Genomic DNA, 21,810 nt, shown 5'->3' on the forward strand with positions numbered 1-21,810 from the left:
GCCCCGTGGGCGCGGACGCGGCAGCCCGCGTGGGCGCGGCATGGGTGGACGAGGCGCCCTGGGGAGGCGCGGTCCGCGCGGCTGCCCCACGATCGGGCGCGAGCGGCACGGCCCCCGCCTGCCCGCCCGGTCCGGCGCCGCCGCCAGGCTGCGACGTCGGCGCGACGGTGTCGCCACCCGACCACACACGCGCGGGCGCGGGCGCCAGCGCCTCGGCGGAGGCGGACGCGATCGGTCCGGTTTCCGTCTGCGGGTGCCGGGCGGCGACGCCACCGCGCTGCGTCCCCGGTGGGACGGTGTCGCCGCCCGGCCGTGCCCAGGAGATACGGGGCTCGGGCGTCGGCGTGCGGGTCGTATCGGCGCCGCCACGCGGCGCAGTGGGCAGACCGCCGCCCAGGGTCGGTTCGGCGGGAGGCGCGACGACCGGGCTGTCCGAGAGGTCCGGGTTGTCCGAGAGGTCCGGCCGACGCGTCCCCGCTTGGAACCCCTCGGCCGACAAGTCGCCGCCCTGGCTGTGCCTCGCCGCGCCCGCAGCGGGACCGGTCTCCGACTCCGCCCAGGGGGCGCCGGACGACCACTCAGACGTGCCCGCCGCGCCGTCGACGGAGCGGCCCCGGGACACCCGGTCCGTCCAGGGGCCGGTGGGCGGCTCGGACCAGTCCTCCGACTCGTAGCTGGTCGGCGGCGGAAGCTGGGCGCGGCGGGTCTGCGAGAGCGCGAGGCGCAGCGCGGAGGCGAGTTCCTCGTCCGGGTCGACCCCCACCACCGACGCGGGCGGAGCGGGAGCCGGGGCCGGAGGTGTCGGGACACCCCAGGAGACGTGGTGGGGGACGGAGCCGGTGTCCAGCAGTCCCGGCTGGGCCTGGGCGCTCGCGCCCCAGACGGACGCCTCCGACGACAGCTGCGACTCCGGCAGCTCCGACGACTCGGGCAGCGACGGCGGGACGACGAGCCGCGCGGCGCCCGTCTCGTCGAGGAAGACGGGGCCGGTCTCCTCCACGGCGGGCCGTGGCGGCGGGGGCGGGGCCACGCGGACGCCGCCGCGGGCGGCGCGGGGCGGCGGCGGCAGTGGGGCGCCGTCCACGGGAGCGGGCCGGGCGCTGCCGGGGGTCCAGGCGTCCCCGTCCCAGTAGCGGACGAAACCGGGGATCGAGGGGTCGGGGTAGTAGCCGGGCGCGGGTCGCTCCGCGGGAGGCTGAACCGTCATAGAGTGCTTTCCCGCTTCATCCGCTGATCGGGTGCCTGGTCGGCGGCACGCCGACGGAGGGCGGCCCCAGGCCTGCCCGATCCGAACACGACGCGTCCTCGCCGTGTCACAAAGCGTAGTACCGAGCTTGCGGAAGACGCGCGAAAAACGTCGCGAAACCGGTGTAATAACGGGGAGCCGGGGCTCTCTCTCCCAGTGACTGCGCCCGCGTGGGCGTGCGCACGAACGAGAGATCGAGAGATCGAGAGAGGGACTCCCATGGCAGCCGCCGACCGCAACGAGCGTCACGACGACTACACCGCCGACCTCCGCGCCGAGCAGTTCCCGCACGACGAGCGCGCGCACCTGGACGGGCACGGCTGCGTGCAGCAGGAGCTGACGGTCGCTCTGGTGCTCTCACCCGAGCGGAGCCTGCCGGTGCCCGCGCTGCTGGCGTACTGCTCGGAGGACCCGTACGCCGTGCACGTCACCTTCCACCTGGGCCAGGACTCGCCGGTGACCTGGGTCTTCGCCCGCGAGCTGCTGGTCGAGGGCGTCTTCCGCGCCTGCGGCACCGGCGACGTGCGGATCTGGCCGACCCGTGCGGACGGGCGGAGCCTGATCTGCCTGGCGCTCAGCTCTCCTGCGGGCGAGGCCCTGTTGGAGGCTCCGGCGGCGCCGGTCGCCACCTGGCTGGAGCACACGCTGCGGGTGGTGCCGACCGGCACCGAGTCCTCCGTCATGGACCTCGACGCGGAACTGGCCACCCTGCTGGGCAGCCCCTGAAACGCGTCGACGCGCCGTCGCTCAGGGACGCGCGGTGGCGCCGGGCCGGGCGCCGAGTGCCGACGCCCCATGCGCCTCCGGTGCCTCCGGTGCCTCCGGTGCCTCGGGTGCGTCCTGCGGGTCGGCCGCGGGAAGGGGCCGCGTACCGGGGCGCAACCGCGTCCGCACCCGCACCGCGACCAGGAGCAGGAAGCCGAGCCCGAACAACGGGTAGACGGAGGCGGCGGGCTCGAACCAGTACGACATCTGCACGCCGTGCCACGCCTTGTGCGGCACGAACCACATGGCGAAGGAGCAGAAGCACAGCGCGGTGGCGGTCAGCACGACGCGCCAGCGGTGGCCCGCCCAGCCCGGTCGGCCGCGTCGGCGCTCGGCGCGCGCCTCGGCGGCGAGCAGCACCAGCAGCGGCACGCACCAGACCCAGTGGTGGGTCCAGCTGATCGGGGAGACCAGCACCATGGTGATCGCGACGGTCATCCCCGCCCACGCGTGCGCCCGCGGCATGTCCGCGCAGCGGCGCTCGGTGAGCACCGCCAGCGTCAGCCCGGCCACCGCCACGACGGCGACCAGGAGCAGCGTCGAGGTCCCCGTGTGGGTGCTGTGCAGGAGGCGGTCCGCCATGCCGCGCAGGGACTGGTTGTCGACGATGTACTCCTTGCCCACGCGCGTGGTGTCGTACAGGTCCTTGGTCCAGAAGTCCCAGCTGGCGCCGGGCAGCACCAGCAGCCCGACGAGCACGGTGCCCGCGCAGGACGCGGCGGCGGTCGCGGCGGCGCGGAAGCGGCGGGTGAGCAGCAGGTAGACCACGAAGATGCCGGGCGTCACCTTCAGCCCGGCCGCGAGTCCGATCCCCACGCCCTTGAGCCGGCTGCTCTCCGGCAGGGTCAGGTCCCAGAGGACCAGCGCGAGGATCAACAGGTTGATCTGCCCGTAGCGCAGCGTCGTCCACACCGGTTCCAGCCAGACGCCGAGGCCGGTCACCAGCAGCACGGCCGCGGGCCGCAGCGGTCGGCTCGGCCAGCCTGCCAGCCGGCACGACAGCGCGGCGACCACGGCCAGCTCCGCGAGGTTGACCAGGGTCATCGTCACCCGGAGCGCGCCGAAGGAGAGGAACGCGGCGGGGGCGAAGAGCATCGCCGAGAACGGCGGATAGGTCGCGGGCAGGGCGTAGGCGCCGACCCGCAGTTCGTAGAGGTCCCGGCCGTGGGCGACCGCGGCGCCCTCGGCCTGGTAGACCATGGCGTCGACCATGGAGACGTGCGACAGGTGCCGCAGCGCGGCGTAGCCGAGCAGCGAGAGCAGTGCGACGGCGGCGGCCGTCGCCGTGGTACGCCGCGGCGCCGCGCGCACGGCGCCGATCACCCTGTTGACGGTGGTCACGCAAAAACTCCTTCTCACCTACCCTGCGTGACACTAACCCAAAGCACACGCCCTCCACAGGACGAGGCCGAAGCATCCCGAGTTCCCTCGGTCCGCTCCGGCCTCGGCAGTCCCTGAAGCAGGCGGCCTTTCCCGTGCTCAGCCGGTGTAGGCGCCGAAGGCCCGGCTGAAGTCCAGCGGCTGCTGGTTGATGCTGCTGCAGGTGGCGTCGGCGTAGGACTTGGCCCCGCCGGAGCAGGGCTGGTCCCGGGTCGCCGACCACATGGACAGCCAGCCCAGGTGCTTGCCGCCGGCGAACTGCGCGAGCTGCGTCGCGTCGGCGACGGTGAAGACCTCGGTGTTGGTGTCGTTGACGCCGATCATCGGGGTCACCGCGACGTGCTTCCACGCGGTGGCGTCGTCCCAGCCGAAGATGGACTTGACCTGCGCCTCGGTGGCGGTCGCGGAGGCGATCGCGTACTGGCCCATCTTGCCGCTCGGGCTCGGCGCGGCGCCGTCCCCGTAGTCCATCGCCATCACGTTGACGGCGGAGACGACCACGCCCGCGCTCTTGGCGTTCTGCAGCAGGTCCGTGCCGGACTGCACCAGGCCGGAGGGCAGCACGGGCAGGGTGAAGGAGACGTCGAGGGTCTTCCCCTTCGCCTTGGCGGTCTGCTGGAGCTGGGCGATGGCCTGGTCGCGGCGGGCGATGCCGGCGGTGTCCGAGGTGGCCGCGCCCTCCACGTCGAAGTCGATCTTCGTCAGCCCGTAGGCGTCGATGACCTTCTGGTAGGCGGCGGCGAGCGCGCTCGCGCTGCCGCAGGACTCGGCGAGCTCGGTGCCGTTCGCTCCGCCGAAGGAGACCCGGACGTCCCCGCCCATCGCGCGCAGCGCGCCGATCTGGCCCGGCACGCCGTCGTTGGTCAGCGGCGAGACGCCGCCCCATTCGGGGTTGCAGCCGCCGCCGTCGGTGATGAAGGCGAGGTTGAAGTTCTTCACGCCGGTCGCCTTGGCGGTGGCGAGCAGGTCATACGCCGGGTAGAGGGAGGTGTCCACGTAGGGCGAGAAGCCAGCGCCGGAAGCCGAGCCCGTGCTCGACGCGGACGGCGTCGGCGTAGGGGTGGGCGTCGGCGTCGTGGTCTTCGTCGCGGTGGGCGCCGGGGTCGGCGTGGACGAGTGGGTCGGCGTCGGGTTCGCCGTCGTCGGTTGGCCGGACGGCGTCGGCGCGGAGCCGGTGGAGCAGTTCACGCCGTTGATGGTGCAGTTGACGGGCGCGCCGGAGCCGGTGACGACGAACCCGACGACCGCGTGCTGGTTCGCCGTGAGCGTGCTGTCCCAGGACGCCGGGGTGACGCTGATGTGCCCGCCGCTGGCGGTGAAGGTGGCGTTCCACAGCGAGCTGATCTTGGCGCCCGCCGGCAGGTCGAAGGTCAGCTTCCAGTTGCTGACGGTGCTGGAGGTGGGGTTGCTGACGTCGTACTGGCCGCTGTAGCCGCTCCCCCAGTCGCTGGTCGTCGAGTAGACGGCGCCCACAGTGGCCGCGTTCGCGCTCACCGCGAGGGCGGTCATCCCGCCGGCGAGCAGGACGGTGGCGGCTGCGGACGCCCCGAGGACCGCGCGACGGCGCGGCGCTCGGCGGGAACGGCGGGCGTGGTTCGACATGCGGGGGGAACCTCCACGATGGGGGACATCGGCTGAGGGACCGCGGGCCGGCGCCTCGGCCCCTGGTGGGGACAGCGGCCACAGGAAGCCCACGAGCGTCGATGGTTGACACCCGGTCACCACCGGCCTCGCGATCCGTCGGAAGGGACGCTAGCCGTTCCGGATCCGCCGATCAGCCCTGCTCAGACGGAGGTAGATCCCACTTAGGGCCCCTTTAAGGAAGAGGCCCTACACACCACCCCGGGGGCGCGGCGAACTGGGCGACAGGCCGCCGACACGCGGACGACCCTGCGCGTTGCGGACCCCCTGCCCCTCGGTGGCTTCTCCCGCTGTTCCCCGCGCTCCTGCTGCGGTGCGACCGACCGTCTAACCCTTGGCTCTACGCCGTTGGCGGGGTACCGGAGCCCGCTTGTGCAACAGGCGCACCCGGATCTCGGTGCCGCCCAGGACCGAGCGGCCGATGGCGACGTCGCCGCCCGTGCTCTCGGCGACGCGGCGGACGATGTCGAGGCCGAGGCCGGTGGAGCCGTCGCGTTCCGCGCCGACGCCGCGGCGGAGGGCCAGTTCGGGGTCGGCGATGCCCGCGCCCGCGTCGGAGACCATGACGATGACGCCGTCCGGGGTGCCGTGGACGTCGACGGCGAAGGCCGTCCCCTCGGGGGTGTGGCGGAAGACGTTGCCGAGCATGGCGTCCAGCGCGGCCGCCAGCTCGGAGGCGGCGACGGGGACGGAGACCGGGCGCTCCGCGCCCGCGAGCTGCCAGGGGCGGGACTCGTCCTCCGCCAGGGCGGACCAGAACTCGGCGCGGTCGCGGATCACCTCGGCCGCGTCGCAGGAGACGGGCGCCGCGTCGGCGGCGGACGGGGCCGATCCTCGGCCGCGCACGGCGCGGATGATCTGGTCGACCTCGCGTTCCAGCTGTGCGACCGCGTGGCGGGTCTGTTCGGCCGCGTCGCCCTGACCGAGGGAGGCCGTGTTCAGGCGCAGCACCGTCAGCGGGGTGCGCAGGCGGTGGGAGAGGTCCGCGGCCAGCTCGCGCTCGGCGGCGAGGAGCCGGACCACCCGGTCGGCCATCGCGTTGAACGCCTCCGCCGCCTCCCGCAGTTCGCGCGGGCTGTCGTCGACCTGGGGGACGCGGACCGCGAGGTCGCCCTCGCCCAGCGCGCGGGAGGCGCTCGCGAGGCGGCGGGCCGCGCCGACGATCCGGGTGCCCAGGCGGTCGGCGACCGCGACCGAGATGAGGACCAGCACCACGGCGACGCCGCTGAGCACCAACCAGGCCGAGGCGACGCCGCGGGTCAGCTCCGCGTCCGGCACGAAGACCTCGATGACGGCCACCCGACCGTCGTTCACGGCGACCGGCTCCAGGTAGCCGTAGCCGCCGTCGACGCCGGTGGTGCCGCTGCGGCCGTTCGCCGCGGCCGCCGTCAGCGCGGCCGCGCCGACCCGTTCGCGGCCGAGCGTGTCGAAACCGCCGCCGGCGCGCGGCAGATGGATGGCGATGAGGCCGGCCGCGCCGTCCTGCGTGCTGGCCAGGGCGCGCTGGAGGGCCTGCTGGTCGGTGGTGATGGCGAGTGCCGGGCCGAGCGTCGCGGCCTGCCGTTCCGCCGCGGTGAAGGCGCGGTCGCGGGCGGTCTCACGGACCATCAGGCCGAGCGGGATCAGGAAGGCCAGCGCCACCATCGTGGTGACGGCGACGCAGACCTTGAACAGGGCGCCTCTCACCTCGCGTCCTCGCCGGGCGCGGTCGCGGGGACGTCGAGCCGGACGCCGACGCCGCGCACGGTGTGCAGGTAGCGCGGCTGCGAGGCCGTCTCGCCGAGCTTGCGGCGCAGCCAGGAAAGGTGCACGTCGATGGTCTGGTCGGTGCCGTACGGCTGGCGCCAGACCTCGGCGAGCAGCTCGCGGCGGGAGACGACCACGCCGGGGCGGGCGGCGAGGTAGGCGAGCAGGTCGAACTCGCGCCGGGTGAGGTCGAGTTCCCTGCCGTCCAGGGTGGCCTCGCGGCGCTGGAGGTCGATCCGCAGGCCGCCCGTCTGGAGCAGTTGCCCGGTCGGGCCGGCGGAGCCGGCGCGCCGCAGCACGGCCGCCATGCGGGCGGTCAGGTGCTCCACGGAGAAGGGCTTGACCAGGTAGTCGTCCGCGCCGTCGTTGAGCAGGCGGATGATCTCCGACTCCTCGTCACGGGCGGTGGAGATGATCACGGGGGTGTCGGTGAGCCCGCGGATCATCTTCAGCGCCTCGCCGCCGTCGAGGTCGGGCAGGCCCAGATCGAGGATCACCAGATCGCACCCGACCTGGGCGACCTCGCGCAGCGCTTCGAGCGCCGTCCCGACGCTGCGGACGGCGTGGCCGGCGTCGCTGAGATGACGGATCAGGGCAGATCGAACAAAAGGATCGTCCTCGACCACGAGCACTGTTGCCATGGGCGTGACGGTAGCTCATCCGCCTAGGTGGTCTGTACCTCCTGGACGGTGAAGCGGCCGTGCATACTGGCCCGGTGCGAAGAGTGCTGGTGCAGACGGTGGCGTGGGCCGTGGCCACGGGAGCGGCCGTCGGGGTGTCCTGGTACGGGGTGCACCGGGTGCTCTCCGACGACGGCTACCAGCAGCCCGGCGCCCTCGCCCTGACCGTCGCCGGGTCCAGCACGGACACCCCCGCGCCCCTGCCGACGACGACCGACCCGCCAACCCAGGCGCCGCTGCCCCCGGCCGCGTCGACCCACCGGGCCTCGCCCGGCCCCAGCCGCAGCGCCTCGGCGAGCCCCTCGGCGTCCGCCCCCGCGTCAGCCGCACCCAGCGGGGACGTGCACAGCTACACGCCGACCGGCGGCCGGATCGTGGTCTCCATGGGCGCGTCCTCCGCCGACCTGGTCTCGGCCACGCCGAACAGCGGCTGGTCCATGCACGTCTACACCGGCGACGAGTGGCTGCGGGTCGACTTCACCCAGGGCACCACGGACTCGATCTTCTACGTCACCTGGAACGGCCACCCGCCCATGGTGCAGACCTGGCTCATGAACCAGTGACCGGCGATCAGCGGCCGACGACCGGCGATCAGAACATCTTGCCGGGGTTCATGATCCCCAGCGGGTCGAAGACCGCCTTGACCTGACGTTGCAGCTCGACCCCGACCGGGCCGAGCTCGCGGGCCAGCCACTCCTTCTTCAGCAGCCCCACCCCGTGCTCGCCGGTGATCGTGCCGCCCAGTTCGAGCCCGAGCGACATGATCGCGTCGAAGGAGGCGCGGGCGCGGGCCGACTCGTCCGCGTCGGCTCCGTCGAAGACGACGACGGGGTGGGTGTTGCCGTCCCCCGCGTGGGCGCAGACGCCGATGGTGAGCCGGTACTCCTCGGCGATCCGGGCCACCCCGGCCAGCATCTCCCCGAGCCGGGAGCGCGGCACCGCCACGTCGTCGATCATCGTGGTGCCGAGCCGGTCCAGGGCGGGCAGCGCCAGCCGGCGGGCCTCCAGCAGCAGCTCGGACTCGCCGCTGTCGGCGGCGGGGACCACCTCCGTCGCGCCCGCCTCCCGGCACAGCTCGCCGACGGCCTCGAGGTCCGAGGCCGGGTCGAGGGTGTCGAAGCCGACCAGCAGCAGCGCGGCCGTCGAATCCGGCAGGCCCATCTGCGCCATCGCGTTGACGGCCCGAACGGTCGTGGTGTCCATCAGCTCCATCAGCGACGGCACGTGTCCGGCGGCCATCACCGCGCAGACCGCCGCCCCGGCGGCGTCCGTGGAGGGGAACTCCGCCGCCAGCACCAGCTGCGGCGGCGGCGCGGGCCGCAGCGCCAGCACCGCGCCGACGACGACTCCCAGCGTCCCCTCCGCCCCGACGAACAGCCGCGTCAGGTCGTACCCGGCGACGCCCTTGGCGGTGCGGCGGCCCGTCCGCAGCAGCCGCCCGTCGGCGAGCACGACGTCCAGGCCGAGCACGTACTCGGCCGTCACGCCGTACTTGACGCAGCACAGGCCGCCCGCGCCGGTGCCGATGTTGCCGCCGACCGTGCACGACTCCCAGCTGGACGGATCCGGCGGATAGCTCAGCCCGTGCCGCGCGGCGGCACGCGAGAGCTCCGCGTTGACCACGCCCGGTTCGACGACGGCGATCCGGTTGACCGGATCCAGCTCCAGGATCCGGTCCATCCGCACCAGGGAGAGCGCGATCGCGCCCGCGACCGCGTTGGCCGCACCGGACAGCCCCGTCCGCGCGCCCTGCGGGACGACGGGCACCCGCAACCGCGTCGCCGTCCGCAGGACGTGCTGGACCTCGTCCACCGTCCGCGGGAAGACCACCACGGCGGGCGGCGCGGAGTCGCAGAACCCGGCCATGTCCTGCTGGTACGCCGCGACGACGTCCGGATCGGCCACGACGGCCGCCTCCGGCAGGCCCTCGCGCAACAGGTCGACCAGATCGCTCATCCGCCAGGCCCCCTCGCTGTGGTGTCTCACATCTTCGTCGGTTTTCCGGCGGAATACAGCCAGGTGGCGAAGAGCGGGTCCAGGTTCTTTCCGGACACGCTCGCGCTCAGCGCCGCGAACTGCGCGGTGGTGCCGTGCCCGTACCGGTGCTCGGCGGTCCACCGCTTGAGGATCCCGAAGAAGGCCTGGTCGCCGACGGCCTCGCGCAGCTCCTGGAGCGCCATCGCGCCGCGCGCGTAGCTCGGCACGCCGAAAAGGCGCGCCAGCTGCCCCGGATCCCCCGGCGGATAGGACCAGAGCTGGTCCGTCGCGGGCCTGGCGTACAGCTGCGCCAGCCGCGCGTGCGGACTGGCGCCACCGTGGGCGGCGTCCCACATCCACTCGGCGTAGGTGGCGAAGCCCTCGTTGAGCCAGATGTCCTTCCACTGGGTGATCGTCACCGAATCCCCGAACCACTGGTGGGCGGTCTCGTGCACCAGGGTGTCCAGATCCGGCGCCTCGTCGTACAGCGGCCGGGTCTGCGTCTCCAGGGCGTAGCCGATCGCCTTGTCGTGCACGACGATCGCCCCGGCGGAGTCGAACGGGTACGGCCCGAACAGGCTCGACTCCCAGGAGATGACGGCCGGGAGCTGGTCCAGCACGCCGTCGGCGTCGGCCTTCTCCGCCGGGTCGACGGCGGTGTAGACGGGCAGCCGCCTGCTCCAGTACTCGCGCACGTCGAAGCGCCCGACGCTGGCCGTGGCCAGGTAGGCGGCCATCGGCGCGCTCTCGTGCCAGCGGAACGTCGACCGCCCGGCGGCGGTGTGCTGGGTGCGCAGCACGCCGTTCGACACCGCGGTGTACCCCTGAGGGACCGTCACGGTGACGTCGTAGGTGGACTTGTCGGTCGGATGGCCGTCGCAGGGGAACCAGGTCATCGCCCCCTGCGGCTCGCCGGCCACGAAGGCGCCCTGGTCTCCCGGCAGGGCCGTCCATCCGTCCGAGGTGCCGTCCGCGTCGACGACGGGGTGCGGCGTCCCGCCGTAGTCCACGGCGACGGTGAAGTCCGAGCCGTCGGTCACCGGGCGGTCGAGGGTGATCTCCAGCTTGGGCCCGGCGCGGTCGAAGGCGACGACCTGGCCGTCGACCGTGACGCGGTGCACGTCGAGCCCGGAGAGGTCGAGGTCGAACCCGGACAGGTCCTGCGTCGCGGTGGCGGACAGCACGGCGGAGCCGTCCAGGTGCTGGGTCTTCGGTTGGTACGCGAGCTGCAGCGCGTAGTGCCGGACGTGCAGCCCTCCGTCCCCGGAGAGCGGCAACAGCGGATCCCCGGCCCCGGCGGCGCCCTTCGTTCCCACAGGCGTCGCCGGGGCCGCGGCCCCGAGGAGTCCGGCGACCGCGAACACGGTCGCGGCGGCGGTAAGAAACAGACGGTTCGTCACCTGACCAACCGTAAGTTCGACGCTCCGTCACCGCCTGGGCACAGTGTCCAAAAAGGTGACGGGGATCACAACCCTCACAGGTTGCCGCGGCGCTCCTGCTCGCGCTCGATCGCCTCGAACAGCGCCTTGAAGTTGCCCTTGCCGAAGCCCATGGAGCCGTGGCGCTCGATCATCTCGAAGAAGACCGTCGGACGGTCCTGCACCGGCTTGGTGAAGATCTGCAGCAGGTAGCCGTCCTCGTCGCGGTCGGCGAGGATCTTCAGCTCACGCAGCTCGTCCAGCGGGACGCGGGTCTCGCCGACCCACTCGCCCAGGGTGTCGTAGTAGCTGTCCGGGGTGTCCAGGAACTCGACGCCGGCCGCGCGCATCGCGCGCACCGTGGCGACGATGTCGTTGGTCGCCAGCGCGATGTGCTGGACGCCGGGGCCGCCGTAGAACTCCAGGTACTCGTCGATCTGCGACTTCTTCTTCGCGATCGCCGGCTCGTTGAGCGGGAACTTGACCTTGCGCGTCCCGTCCGCGACGACCTTGGACATCAGCGCCGAGTACTCGGTGGCGATGTCGTCGCCGACGAACTCCTTCATGTTCGTGAAGCCCATGACCCGGTTGTAGAACGCGACCCACTCGTCCATCTTGCCGAGCTCGACGTTGCCCACGCAGTGGTCCACCGCCTGGAAGAAGCGGGCGCCGGGCTCGACGATCGGGTTCTTCGCCACGAAGCCGGGCAGGTACGGGCCGTCGTAGCCGCTGCGGTCGACCAGGGTGTGGCGGGTCTCGCCGTAGGTGGCGATCGCGGCCAGCACGACCGTGCCGTGCTCGTCCTTCAGCTCGTGCGGCTCCTCCAGCCCCTGCGCGCCGTGGGCGACCGCGTACTCGTACGCGTGGCGGACGTCCGGGACCTCGATGGCCAGGTCGACCACGCCGTCGCCGTGCTCGGCCACGTGCCGGGTCAGGAACGCGCCGCGCTCGGTCGACGCCTTGACCACCGAGGTGAAGACGAAGCGGGCGCCGCCCGAGGTCAGCACGTACGTCGCGGTCTCGCGCTCGCCCGTCTCGGGGCCGGAGTAGGCGACCAGGCGCATGCCGAAGGCCGTGGAGTAATAGTGGGCGGCCTGCTTCGCGTTGCCGACAGCGAAGACGATGGCGTCCATGCCCTTGACCGGAAAGACGTCGGTCTGACTGCTCATGCTGGAACACCTCCGAGGGGTGAGGCCCCGACGAGGCCCGATGCGCGTACCGTCCCGCCGTTCCAGGACCTGCGCAACCATGACCCCTGGCACTGCGCAAGCTGTACACCTCACCCCCTGGGAGCGGGCCTCAGCTAGGCAGACTGCGCAGCTGCCACCCCGGTGATCTCAGCTGTCGGACAGCGACGGGCTCAGCAGGACGGGACGCCCGCGCCGCCGTTCTGCAGCGCCTCGAGCGCCTTCACCGCCTGATCCAGGGTGTTCACCGGGACGAGCCGCAGGCCCTTGGGGGTGTTCACCTCGGCGTCCGTGCACTCGCTGCGCGGGACGAGGAAGACGGTCGCGCCGTCCCGGGCGGCCGCCTTGGTCTTCAGGGCCACGCCGCCGACCGCGCCCACGTCGCCGCTGTCGTCGATCTCGCCGGTCCCCGCCACGACCGCGCCGCCGGTGAGGTCGCCGGCCGCGCCGGGCTTGCCGGTGCCGTTGCCGTGCAGCTCGTCGATGATGCCCAGGGTGAACATCAGGCCCGCGCTGGGGCCGCCGACGTCGGCGAGCTTGAGGTCGACCTTGACCTGCGAGGAGGAGAGCCCGAGGAAGTCCAGCGCGGCCGTCGTCGCGGCCTCCTGCGACTGCTCCATGGCCTGCTGGTTGACCTGGTTCGCCTGGCTCACCGACTGCCCGGAGGGGTAGACGGAGTTCTGCGGGACGACGGCCTTGTTCGGGTCGCTCCAGGCGCTGACGACCTCCGAGAGCGGCGGGCTGTAGTTCGGCAGGGTGGCCGCGATGGTGGTCATCCGCAGCTGGCCCTCGGTGGTCCTGGTGGGGTGGCCGGTGATCGTGATCACCTCGGCGCCCTGGTAGCTGCCGAGCGTGTTCACCGAGATCCCGGGCTCCAGCACGGTGAACGGCAGCGGGGCCGTCACCGCCGCCACGATCGGGGCGGCCACCAGCACCGCGCACAGGATCAGCCGGTTACGGCGCGGGGCGAGCCAGGACAGAGAGGAGGACACGCCCGAATTCTAGGCAGAGGCGCAGCCGGGGCCCTAGCGGAGCGCCTCGGAGACCTCGGTCGCGGCCTCCAGGACGCGCGGGCCGACGCGCTCGGGCACCGCGCCGGCCAGCATCAGCACGCCGACGCTGCCCTCGATGCCGATCAGGCCCCGCAGCGGCGCGGCCACGCTGTTGGCGCCGGAACGTTCCTCCGCGGCGGCCACCCACTCCTGCTGCTCCTGCCGCGGCTGCCCGTACGGGGTGGCGCGGGCGGCCAGGATCGCGCGTCCCGCCGCGTTCTCCGCCAGCGGATGCCGCACGCCCGTGCGGTAGGCGACGTGGAAGTCGGTCCAGCTCGGCTCGACGACGGCGACGACGAGCGCCTCGCTGCCGTCCACCAGGGTCAGGTGGGCGGTCGCGCCGAGGTCCTCCGCCAGGCCGCGGAGCGCCGGGAGGGCCGCCTCCCGCAGCAGCGGATGCACCCGGTGGGAGAGCCGCAGCACCCCGAGCCCCACGCGGGCCCGCCCGCCGACGTCGCGCCGGACCAGGCCGTGCTGCTCCAGCGTGGCCAGCAGCCGGTAGACGACGGTCCGGTTGACCTCCAGCCGCGAGGCCAGCTCGGTGACGGTCAGCCCGCGCTCCGCGTCGGCGAGCAGTTTCAGCACGCGCACGCCGCGGTCGAGCGTCTGCGAGGTCTCAGCGGTCACGCACGTCTCCCTTCCGAAAACCTTCCGTGCGGGTTCCGTGAGGCGTCATTGCGGCGCGGGTCCAGCTCGGGTGGGTGCGAGGAACCTAATGAGACTGCACCGCTCTGCGGAAGTACCCGTCCAGATTTCGGTCACCATTCGTTATGCAGCGACCCCTCGCAAATGGACGAATCCCCCTCTTCGGGACGTGCGAGGTGCTGGACTTCGGCCGATTACCAGGAACCGGAACCGCCCGTCCAGCACTCCTTCGGTTGGTTTTCTGCACTCGTTCAGCCCGGTTTGCGCCCGGCGAAGAGGGGAGGAAGCTACGTGAGCGATCAGTAGTGATCGCATCACGTTCAGTGATGACGAGGCATCGGAAAGGTTCGGACAAGCACGATGAAGAACACGCTGCGCGGCCAGATCATCATGGAACTGGCGACCACGGCCGGACTCAGCTACCAGGTCCCCGTCAGGATGACCTTCCGTCAGTCCTCGCCCTGGGGAATCGAGTTGGCCTTCCTTCTGCCGGGCGACGCGCCGGTCCACTGGACCGTCTCCCGGGAGCTGCTGCTCGACGGACTGAGCACCGTCGCTGGCGAGGGCGACGTCCAGGTCCGACCGCTGGAGTGGGGGGACGGCGACTTCGTGGCCATCAGACTGCGCTCACCCGAGGGCACGGCCCAGCTGGTCGCCCCCCTGGCGGCGCTCCACGCCTACCTGCTGCGGACCGACATGATCACGCCGTTCGGCGAGGAGTTCACCGAAGAATGGCTCGAAAGCGGCATCAGCCGGCTGCTGACCGACGCGGAGACGCGCCGGTGAATCAGTCGATCCTGGTCGCCCACTCGCGGATCTTGCCGATCCGCGCCTGGAGCTGATGCGCCGTCGCCTGTGCGGTCAGCGGTCCGCCGCAGACGCGACGCAGCTCGTTGTGGATCGTCCCGTGCGGCTGACCGGTGCGGTGGTGCCAGGCGCCGACCAGACCGTTCAGCTCCTTGCGCAGCTCCTGGAGCTGCTGGTGGGTGACGACCGGCCGCTTCTCGGCCTCCATCTCCAGCAGGTCCGCCTCCTCGGCGGGCTTGGTCTTGCTGCGCTGGATCTGCCGGGACTGGCGGCGGTGCAGCAGCAGCCGCACCTGGTCCGGCTCCAACAGGCCCGGGATGCCGAGGTAGTCGGACTCCTCCTCGGAGCCGGCGTGCGCCTGCATGCCGAACTCCTTGCCCTCGTAGAGGACCCGGTCGAAGATCGCGTCGGACTCCAGCGCCTCCCAGGGAGCGTCGTCCAGGCCGCCGTCGCCCTCGTCCTTGGCCTTCTCGGCCTCCGCGAGCAGGGCGTCCTCCTCCGCGAAGAGGCTGTCCTCCTGGCCCTTCTTCTGCTTGTCGAGGATGTGGTCGCGCTGCAGCTCCATCTCGTTGGCGAAGCCGAGCAGCGTGGGCACGGTCGGCAGGAAGACCGAGGCGGTCTCGCCGCGGCGCCGGGTCCGCACGAAGCGCCCGACGGCCTGCGCGAAGAAGAGCGGGGTGGAGATCGACGTCGCGTACACGCCGACGGCGAGACGCGGCACGTCGACGCCCTCGGACACCATCCGGACCGCGACCATCCAACGGTCGTCCGAGGCTGAGAAGTCGGTGATGCGCTGGGACGCCTCCGCCTCGTCCGACAGGACGAGGGTGGCGCCGTGGCCGGTGATCTCGCGCAGCATCTTCGCGTAGGCGCGCGCCGACTCCTGGTCGGACGCGATGACCAGCGCACCCGCGTCCGGGATGGACTTCCGCACCTCGGTGAGCCGCTGGTCCGCCGCGCGCAGCACGTTCGGCATCCACTCACCGTGCGGCGACAGCGCGGTGCGCCACGCCTGTGCGGTCGCGTCCTTGGTCATCGGCTCGCCGAGCCGCGCGGCGACCTCGTCCCCGGCCTTGGTGCGCCAGCGCATGTTGCCGCTGTAGGAGAGGAAGATCACCGGTCGGACGACGTGGTCCTCCAGGGCGTTGCCGTACCCGTAGGTGTAGTCGGCGACGCTGCGGCGGATGCCGTCGCCGCCGGCGGCGTAGCCGACGAAGGGGATCGGGTTGGTGTCCGAGCGGAACGGCGTACCCGTCAGGGCGAGCCGCCGGGTGGCCGGCTCGAACGCCTCCAGACACGCCTCACCCCAGGACTTGGAGTCGCCCGCGTGGTGGATCTCGTCGAGGATGATCAGCGTCTTGCGGTTCTCGACCCGGTTGCGGTGCAGCATCGGGTTGACGCCCACGCCCGCGTAGGTGACGACCACTCCGTGGTAGTCACGGGAGAGCGGCCCGCTGCTGTAGGCCGGGTCCAGCCTGATCCCTATCCGCGCGGCGGCCTCGGCCCACTGCTTCTTCAGGTGCTCGGTCGGCGCGACGACGGTGATCTGCTGCACGACGTGGTTGTGCAGCAGGTAGGACGCCAGGGTCAGCGCGAAGGTCGTCTTGCCGGCGCCCGGCGTCGCGACCGCGAGGAAGTCGCGCGGCTGCGTCTCGACGTACTTCTCCATCGCGGCCTGCTGCCAGGCGCGCAGCTTTCCGGCCGTGCCCCACGGGGCACGGCCGGGGAAGGCGGGCGACAGGTGATGCGGGGCGTGGGAGGAGCTGGCGGTACTCACGGTCTCCGGCGGGGTCGACGTCACGGGCGGCGGCGGCCGAGCCCGGGAGAGCTCGAATCCGACAACCCGGCAAGCTTACCGGCGCAGCCGCCCACACCCCCGCTCCCACGCGCGGTCGCACTCCCGTCAGGAGCGCGAGGCTGCGCTGTGCTCCCCCGCCCGGTGGCACCTCCCTGGCCCGCGGGGCTCTGCCGACCTGCGCTCCGCCGCGCGACAGCGAGGAACCACCGGCATGAGGACGGCCCTGAGCGCCAAGTGACGCACCACACCGGGTGGCTTGTCGCGCCCGCGCGGCGGAGCCGCAGGTCGGCGGAGCCCCGCGCCCCTGACGGGAGTTCGACCGCGCGTGGGAGCGACCGGTGGCCGGTGTCGGCTCCCGTGGGTCGTGCCGCTCAGGTCGCCCGTCGGCAGACGGCCGTGCCGACCAGCAGCACGACCGCCATGGCGGCGAAGACCGCGGTGAAGCCCGTCGTGGTGCCGGTGCCGAGGGAGGTGAAGAGGAGTCCTCCGAGCGCCGTGCACACGATGTTGCCGAGCGCGTCGCTCACTTGCAGGGACGCGGAGTTCGCGCCCGCCTCCCCCGGCTCGGAGAGCTGGAAGAGCAGGACGCTCACGCTGGCGATCGCCAGGCCCATGCCGCAGCCGCCCAAGGTCCACGCCGCGGCGACCAGGAAGGAGGGCGCGGAGGGCTGGGCCGCCAGGCCCACCAGGGCGACGGCGACGGTCGCGGCCGCGAGGCCCGCCTGGACGAGGCGGAGCCGGTACCGCTCGGCGAAGGGGCGGCCCTGGAGCCAGCTGCCGACGGCCCAGAAGACGCCGCCGCCCGAGAGCGAGAGCCCGGCCAGCGTCGGGGAGAAGCCGTGCTGGGTGACCAGCATCAGCGGGATGAACGCCTCGGCGGAGATGAACGCGCCGGCCGCGATGCCGCGCAGCAGGATCACCGTCGGCAGGCCGCGCTCCGCGCGGAACGTGCCGGGCGGGAGGAGCCGCAGCGCCGCGGGCACCAGCAGGGCGGCGCCGGCCGCCGCGGGCAGCAGGGACCAGAGGTCCAGCCGCTGCGAGGCGTACTGGAGCAGCCCCGCGCCGACGGCGAGGCCGAGCGCCAGCCACAGGCGGCGACGCTCGAGCGGCTGCCCCGCCGCCTCGCCCGCGTCGAGGCCGCGCAGCTGCGGCAGCATCAGCACGAGCGGCGCGACGATCAGCGCGGGGATGGAGAGGAACACCCAGCGCCAGCCGAGGTGCTGGGTGACCGTCCCGGAGACCAGCGGGCCGACGACCGAGGGCAGCACCCAGGACGCGGCGAAGGCGGCGAAGACCTTCGGTCGCAGCCGCTCGGGATAGCGCAGGCCGACCACGACGTAGAGCGCGACGATGACCAGCCCGCCGCCGAGGCCCTGGGTGACGCGTCCGGCGACGAAGGTCCACATCGTGGTGGCGGTGCCGGCCAGCACCAGCCCCACACCGAAGACCGCGATGCCCGCGCCGAGCGGGACCAGCGGACCGCGCTTGTCGCACCACTCCCCCGAGACGACCATCGCCAGCAGGCTGGAGGTGAAGAAGCCGGTGAAGGCGAAGGCGTACAGCCCGACCCCGTGCAGCGCCCGCGCGGCCACCGGCATGGCCGTGTTGACCGCGGTTGCCTCGAAGGCGATCAGCAGCACGCACGCCACGATGCCGATCGTGAGCATGCGGTAGGGCCGTCGGAGAATACCGGCGGTCTCGTCTGCGTCGCTGAGTCCCGTGGGCCGGGCAAGGGTGGTCACCGGGCCCATCGTAAGGGGTCGTCCTTGAGTTTGCCCCTGTCATGTATGGAGCCGGATGTCGCTTCCGTTGCGTCCCGTGAACTCTCCCCGGTCGTCGTTGACGGTCCCCGGGAGCCGCCGCGTAACGTCGTTCACGTCAACACCCGCCCGTGTGCCCGAGTGGTTGAGGGAACCGCCTGCAAAGCGGTTTACACCGGTTCGATTCCGGTCATGGGCTCCACCTCGCGCGTCTCCACCCCGCGCGGCTCCGCGGCGCACCGCGACGCCGCGTGCGCCTCGAAGTCCTCGGGGAACACCGCGAGCGCGCTCAGCAGCAGCCGCGCGGCCGCGTGCGTCGCCGGATCGTCGACACGCTGGGCCGACTGCGTGGACCAGCGCACCACGAAGTCGAACGCGCCGGGTGCGGCGAGGTCGTCCAGCGCGGTCGCGATCTGGTCCACCCGCCCCCGGCAGTTCGGCGCCGCGAGCCGCAGCATCCGGCCCGTCTCGGCCACCCCGCAGCGACCGTGCGGCAACGCGGCGATCACACGCGCGCTCCCGTCGCGCGGCTCCCAGCGGGTCTCGAGCGCGCGGGGGCCCGGCAGCCAGACTCCGGTGACCCCGCCGAGCAGCACCGCCTGCGCGGAGCGGGCGGGGTCCGCGCCCAGGAGGGTGCGCACGGGGGTCCCGACGGCCGTCTCCACCACCTGCGGCAGGCCCGTTCCGGTGTGGACGGTGCACAGCACGCTGCCCGGCGCCGCCGGAGTCCCGACCGCCCGGAACCACGCGGGTCCGTAACGGGCGATCAGCGCGATCTGCGCGAGCGTCTCGGCGGCCACCGCCAGCGGCGGCGCGAGCGGCGTCTGCCGCAGCGCCGCGTCGACGTGCCGCAGCCCCTCCTCGACGAGCCGGGGTGCGCGGCGCAGTGCCGTCTCGTTGTTGTGACAGGTCGGGTCGCCGTCCCCGCTGATCAGCAGCACACGGTCGGCGGGGGCCCGGAGCCGCTCGGCGAGGTCCGCCAGCCCGGCGTCGACGAGCAGGGGGTGGAGGTCCACACCGACGGGCGGGGGACCGAGGACGGCGTCCTGCGCGAGGAGCCGGGGCAGCGTGAGCCGGTGCATGGCGGTGGTCGTGGTCACGGGACTCGCTACTTCTTCCGCGCGACCACGACGGTGCCGGACGTGGGGGACAGCCGCCGCAGCGGGGCTTCGCCCGGACGCCTGCTTGTTGCGATGAGGATCATGTCGCGCTCCCGTCGTCGTTCGGTGATCTCCGACTACGGGTTCCACGGTGCTCCCACGTCATGAGAGCACCATGAGCAGAGCGTCCCTATTGCCCTAAAGCCTGGGCTGCACGACCGCACGGGCGCACGACCGCGCGGGCGCGGCGAGCAGCCGGAAGCGCCGGTCGGCCGTCCCGCGCGGGACGGCCCCGCGCGGAGCGGCACCTCAGACCGCCGCGTCCTCCGGGGGGATCGGGAGACGGGTGACGGGCATGCCGGTCGCCGCGCGGACCGCTGCGGCGATCGCGGCCGGAGCCACGACGGCGGGGGCCGCGCCGACGGCCTTCGCCCCGAACGGGGCCACGACGTCGCGGTCCTCGATCAGCGCCGCGACGCGGATGTCCGGGGCGTCCAGGGAGGTCGGCAGTCGGTAGCCGACCAGCGAGGGCGCCTGGATGTGGCCCTCGGCGACCGTCAGGTCCTCCATCAGGGCCAGGCCGAGGCCCTGGGTGACGCCCGCCTCGATCCGCGCCTCGATCTGGCGCGGGTTCAACGCCCGGCCGACGTCCAGTGCGGTGGTGACCTCGACGACACGGACCGTGCCGAGGTCGATGTCCACGTCCACCACGGCGCGCATCGCGCAGAAGCCGAGACCGACGAAGGCGTCGCCCTGGCCCGTCTCCGGGTTCAGCGGCTCGGTCGGGTGGGGCCGGCACTGGGCCGTGGCCCACAGGTCCTTGCCCTCCAGGGCCTCCAGTACCGGCATGCCGAGCACGCCGTCGTAGGAGGTGATCCGGCCGTCCTGGATGCTGAGCAGCTCCGGGGACATGGCGAACCGCGCCGCCAGCGGCTGGAGCAGCTGCTGGCGAACCATCAGCGCCGCGCGCTCGATCGCGCCGCCCGCGACCCACGTCTGACGGCCGCGCGCGGACGGGCCGGCGGCGGGCTGGTCGGTGTCGACGGGGGCGATGTAGACGTCGTCGACGCCCAGGACCTCCTGGACGACCTGCTTGGCCAGGGTGGCGAAGCCGGTGCCCGGGTCGACGGCCGCGCAGATGACGGATGCCTGCGAGCCGGTGACCCGCACCGACGCCGTCGCCACCTCGTCCGAGCCCTCGACGCCGAGCATCGGGACCATGCCGACGGCGTAGCCGATGCCGCGCCGCACGGCCGCCGGGTCGCCCGCGCCGCCGGGCCCCTCGGGAAGCAGCCACTCGGCGTCCGGCCGGTCGACGGGCAGCGGTGGCAGCGGCTCGTCCGCGACGGCGTCGAGCAGCTCGCGTACGGGGGCCGGGCAGGTGACGGCCTGTCCGGTCGGCAGCAGGTCGCCGGTGGCCATGACGTTGCGGCGGCGCAGCTCCAGCGGGCTGAGGTCCAGGGCCGCCGCGAGGCGGTCGAGCTGGGACTCGTAGGCGAAGCACGCCTGCAGCGCGCCCTCGCCGCGCATCCGGCCCGACGGCGGGTTGTTGGTGCGCACCGCCCAGGCGTCGACGAAGACGTGCGGGACGACGTAGGGTCCGGCCGCCAGCGCCGCCGCGTTGGCCAGCACCTCGCTGGAGACGTCCGCGTAGGCGCCGCCGTCCAGCAGGATCTGCGCCTCGACCTTGACCAGACGGCCGTCGGCGTCCGCGTGGTGGCGGTAGCGCAGCAGCGCGGGGTGGCGGTGCGGGTGGGAGAGGAAGGACTCCTCGCGGGTCAGCACCATCTTGACCGGGTGGCCGGTGCGCGCCGCGAGCAGCGCGAGGGTGGCCTGGAAGCCGAGGTCGTCGCGGTCGGCGGTGGCGCCGGGCACGCCGCTGACGACGAGCCGGACCCGGTCCGGTTCGATGCCCAGGCAGGAGGCGATCCGGTCCCGGTCGCCGTGCGGGTCGGTCGTGGCGACGTGCAGCTCGACGCCGCCGTCCGGGCGCGGCACGGCCAGCCCGGCCTCCGCGCCGATGGGCGCCGGATCCTGACGGCCCACCTGGTACATGCCCTCGACGACGACCTCGCCGACGACGTCCGGGTCGCCGAAGCGGATCGGCAGCTGCCGGAAGATGTTGCCGTCCGGGTGCAGCGGCGGCGCCTGGAACGCCTGGTCGGGGTCGGTGAGCGCGGGCAGCGGCTCCCACTCGACCGCGATCGAGGCCGCGGCCAGCCGCGCCGTGTCGGGGTGGTCGGCGGCGACGGCCGCGAACGGCTCGCCGTGGTGGCGCACCACGCCGGCGGCGAGGATCGGCCGGTCGGCCATGCAGGGACCGGTCGGCGCGCCGTTCGGCGTCCCGTCGGGGCCGGGCGGCAGGTCCTCGGCGGTCAGCACCGCGTAGACGCCGGGGATGGCGAGCGCGGCCCGCGTGTCGATGGAGACCATGCGCGCGTGCGCGTACGGCGAGCGGGCCAGCGCGCCCCACAGCAGGCCCTCGGCCCACAGGTCGGCGGCGTAGGGGTAGACGCCCATCGCCTTCGCGGGCGCGTCCTCGCGCAGCGCGGACACACCGATCCCGGAGCGCTGCGCCCGGATCGCCGCGGCCGTCTCCGCGCCGGGC

16 protein-coding genes, 1 tRNA gene and 2 pseudogenes are annotated in these 21,810 nt (G+C 73.2%); 4 read left to right on the plus strand and 15 right to left on the minus strand.

What is annotated here, in order from left to right:
- Positions 1–1,207, minus strand: a 1,207-nt coding sequence (locus TR50_RS49520; protein ID WP_042434269.1) for a DUF2510 domain-containing protein, incomplete at its 3' end; no start/stop codon positions are given.
- A 258-nt stretch (positions 1,208–1,465) separates the two neighbouring features.
- Here TR50_RS49520 and TR50_RS39320 point away from each other — a divergent pair.
- A complete protein-coding gene (locus TR50_RS39320) occupies positions 1,466–1,972 on the plus strand; it encodes an SsgA family sporulation/cell division regulator (RefSeq protein WP_063775245.1) in 507 nt (168 codons plus the stop codon).
- 21 nt (positions 1,973–1,993) lie between these two features.
- Here the strand turns inward: TR50_RS39320 and TR50_RS39325 are convergent, their stop codons facing one another.
- The 4 genes from TR50_RS39325 to TR50_RS39340 all read right to left on the minus strand — a co-directional run bounded on the left by TR50_RS39325 (position 1,994) and on the right by TR50_RS39340 (position 7,419).
- Positions 1,994–3,352, minus strand: coding sequence for a glycosyltransferase 87 family protein (locus TR50_RS39325; RefSeq protein WP_052441835.1), 1,359 nt, complete (start codon positions 3,350–3,352; stop codon positions 1,994–1,996).
- Positions 3,353–3,490: 138 nt separating this feature from the next.
- On the minus strand, positions 3,491–4,993 hold the full coding sequence (locus tag TR50_RS39330) for a glycoside hydrolase family 18 protein (RefSeq protein WP_042434271.1): 1,503 nt from the start codon (positions 4,991–4,993) through the stop codon (positions 3,491–3,493).
- Positions 4,994–5,359: 366 nt separating this feature from the next.
- The gene (locus tag TR50_RS39335) at positions 5,360–6,718 is read right to left on the minus strand and encodes a sensor histidine kinase (protein WP_042434275.1); all 1,359 of its coding nucleotides are present in this window, start codon (positions 6,716–6,718) and stop codon (positions 5,360–5,362) included.
- Positions 6,715–7,419, minus strand: coding sequence for a response regulator transcription factor (locus TR50_RS39340; protein WP_084701773.1), 705 nt, complete (start codon positions 7,417–7,419; stop codon positions 6,715–6,717). The genes TR50_RS39335 and TR50_RS39340 overlap by 4 nt, the downstream gene beginning before the upstream one ends.
- Positions 7,420–7,493: 74 nt before the next feature.
- On the opposite strand from TR50_RS39340, the gene TR50_RS39345 reads away from it, so the two are divergent.
- The gene (locus tag TR50_RS39345; RefSeq protein WP_042434281.1) at positions 7,494–8,021 is read left to right on the plus strand and encodes a hypothetical protein; all 528 of its coding nucleotides are present in this window, start codon (positions 7,494–7,496) and stop codon (positions 8,019–8,021) included.
- A gap of 28 nt (positions 8,022–8,049) precedes the next feature.
- On the opposite strand, the gene TR50_RS39350 is transcribed toward TR50_RS39345, so the two are convergent.
- From TR50_RS39350 to TR50_RS39370, 6 genes and pseudogenes are all read right to left on the minus strand, one after another.
- Positions 8,050–9,414 carry an FAD-binding oxidoreductase gene (locus TR50_RS39350; protein ID WP_042434282.1) on the minus strand — a complete coding sequence of 455 codons (1,365 nt, stop codon included), beginning with the start codon at positions 9,412–9,414 and terminating at the stop codon, positions 8,050–8,052.
- Between the two features lie 26 nt (positions 9,415–9,440).
- Positions 9,441–10,835 carry a M1 family metallopeptidase gene (locus tag TR50_RS39355; RefSeq protein WP_052441837.1) on the minus strand — a complete coding sequence of 465 codons (1,395 nt, stop codon included), beginning with the start codon at positions 10,833–10,835 and terminating at the stop codon, positions 9,441–9,443.
- A gap of 74 nt (positions 10,836–10,909) precedes the next feature.
- Positions 10,910–12,022, minus strand: a complete 1,113-nt coding sequence (gene hppD, locus TR50_RS39360; RefSeq protein WP_042434284.1) for a 4-hydroxyphenylpyruvate dioxygenase — start codon at positions 12,020–12,022, stop codon at positions 10,910–10,912.
- 191 nt (positions 12,023–12,213) lie between these two features.
- Positions 12,214–13,032 carry a S16 family serine protease gene (locus TR50_RS39365; RefSeq protein WP_236654784.1) on the minus strand — a complete coding sequence of 273 codons (819 nt, stop codon included), beginning with the start codon at positions 13,030–13,032 and terminating at the stop codon, positions 12,214–12,216.
- Positions 13,033–13,065: 33 nt separating this feature from the next.
- A pseudogene (locus tag TR50_RS50485) lies at positions 13,066–13,212 on the minus strand (IclR family transcriptional regulator); the annotation flags it as partial.
- 56 nt (positions 13,213–13,268) lie between these two features.
- Positions 13,269–13,719, minus strand: a pseudogene (locus TR50_RS39370) (IclR family transcriptional regulator); the annotation flags it as partial.
- 378 nt (positions 13,720–14,097) lie between these two features.
- Between TR50_RS39370 and TR50_RS39375 the strand changes: the two are divergent.
- A complete protein-coding gene (locus tag TR50_RS39375) occupies positions 14,098–14,523 on the plus strand; it encodes an SsgA family sporulation/cell division regulator (RefSeq protein ID WP_052441838.1) in 426 nt (141 codons plus the stop codon).
- A gap of 1 nt (position 14,524) precedes the next feature.
- Here TR50_RS39375 and TR50_RS39380 read toward each other — a convergent pair whose 3' ends face one another.
- Both TR50_RS39380 and TR50_RS39385 read right to left on the minus strand, forming a co-directional pair.
- Positions 14,525–16,321, minus strand: coding sequence for a DEAD/DEAH box helicase (locus TR50_RS39380; RefSeq protein WP_042434314.1), 1,797 nt, complete (start codon positions 16,319–16,321; stop codon positions 14,525–14,527).
- A gap of 392 nt (positions 16,322–16,713) precedes the next feature.
- Positions 16,714–18,093: an MFS transporter gene (locus TR50_RS39385; protein ID WP_042434289.1), complete on the minus strand. Its 1,380-nt coding sequence runs from the start codon at positions 18,091–18,093 to the stop codon at positions 16,714–16,716.
- 136 nt (positions 18,094–18,229) lie between these two features.
- Between TR50_RS39385 and TR50_RS39390 the strand changes: the two genes are divergently transcribed.
- Positions 18,230–18,304 (plus strand) — tRNA-Cys (locus TR50_RS39390).
- Here TR50_RS39390 and TR50_RS45030 read toward each other — a convergent pair.
- Both TR50_RS45030 and TR50_RS39405 read right to left on the minus strand, forming a co-directional pair.
- Positions 18,273–19,202, minus strand: coding sequence for a hypothetical protein (locus tag TR50_RS45030; RefSeq protein ID WP_084701775.1), 930 nt, complete (start codon positions 19,200–19,202; stop codon positions 18,273–18,275). The two genes, TR50_RS39390 and TR50_RS45030, sit on opposite strands and share 32 nt — an antisense overlap.
- A gap of 309 nt (positions 19,203–19,511) precedes the next feature.
- Positions 19,512–21,785 (minus strand): xanthine dehydrogenase family protein molybdopterin-binding subunit, encoded by a 2,274-nt coding sequence (locus TR50_RS39405; protein ID WP_063775247.1) that lies wholly within the window; start codon positions 21,783–21,785, stop codon positions 19,512–19,514.
- Positions 21,786–21,810 lie beyond the last annotated feature (25 nt).

Source organism: Streptacidiphilus anmyonensis (genome assembly GCF_000787855.1).
Taxonomy (GTDB): domain Bacteria; phylum Actinomycetota; class Actinomycetes; order Streptomycetales; family Streptomycetaceae; genus Streptacidiphilus; species Streptacidiphilus anmyonensis.

Bases quoted from the DNA above. Each gene is read 5' to 3' on its own strand.
- TR50_RS39350 (WP_042434282.1), bottom strand. From the start codon at position 9,414: ATGAGCGATCTGGTCGACCTGTTGCGCGAGGGCCTGCCGGAGGCGGCC.
- TR50_RS39385 (WP_042434289.1), bottom strand. From the start codon at position 18,093: ATGGGCCCGGTGACCACCCTTGCCCGGCCCACGGGACTCAGCGACGCA.
- TR50_RS39340 (WP_084701773.1), bottom strand. From the start codon at position 7,419: ATGGCAACAGTGCTCGTGGTCGAGGACGATCCTTTTGTTCGATCTGCC.
- TR50_RS39375 (WP_052441838.1), top strand. From the start codon at position 14,098: ATGAAGAACACGCTGCGCGGCCAGATCATCATGGAACTGGCGACCACG.
- hppD (WP_042434284.1), bottom strand. From the start codon at position 12,022: ATGAGCAGTCAGACCGACGTCTTTCCGGTCAAGGGCATGGACGCCATC.
- TR50_RS39330 (WP_042434271.1), bottom strand. From the start codon at position 4,993: ATGTCGAACCACGCCCGCCGTTCCCGCCGAGCGCCGCGCCGTCGCGCG.
- TR50_RS39320 (WP_063775245.1), top strand. From the start codon at position 1,466: ATGGCAGCCGCCGACCGCAACGAGCGTCACGACGACTACACCGCCGAC.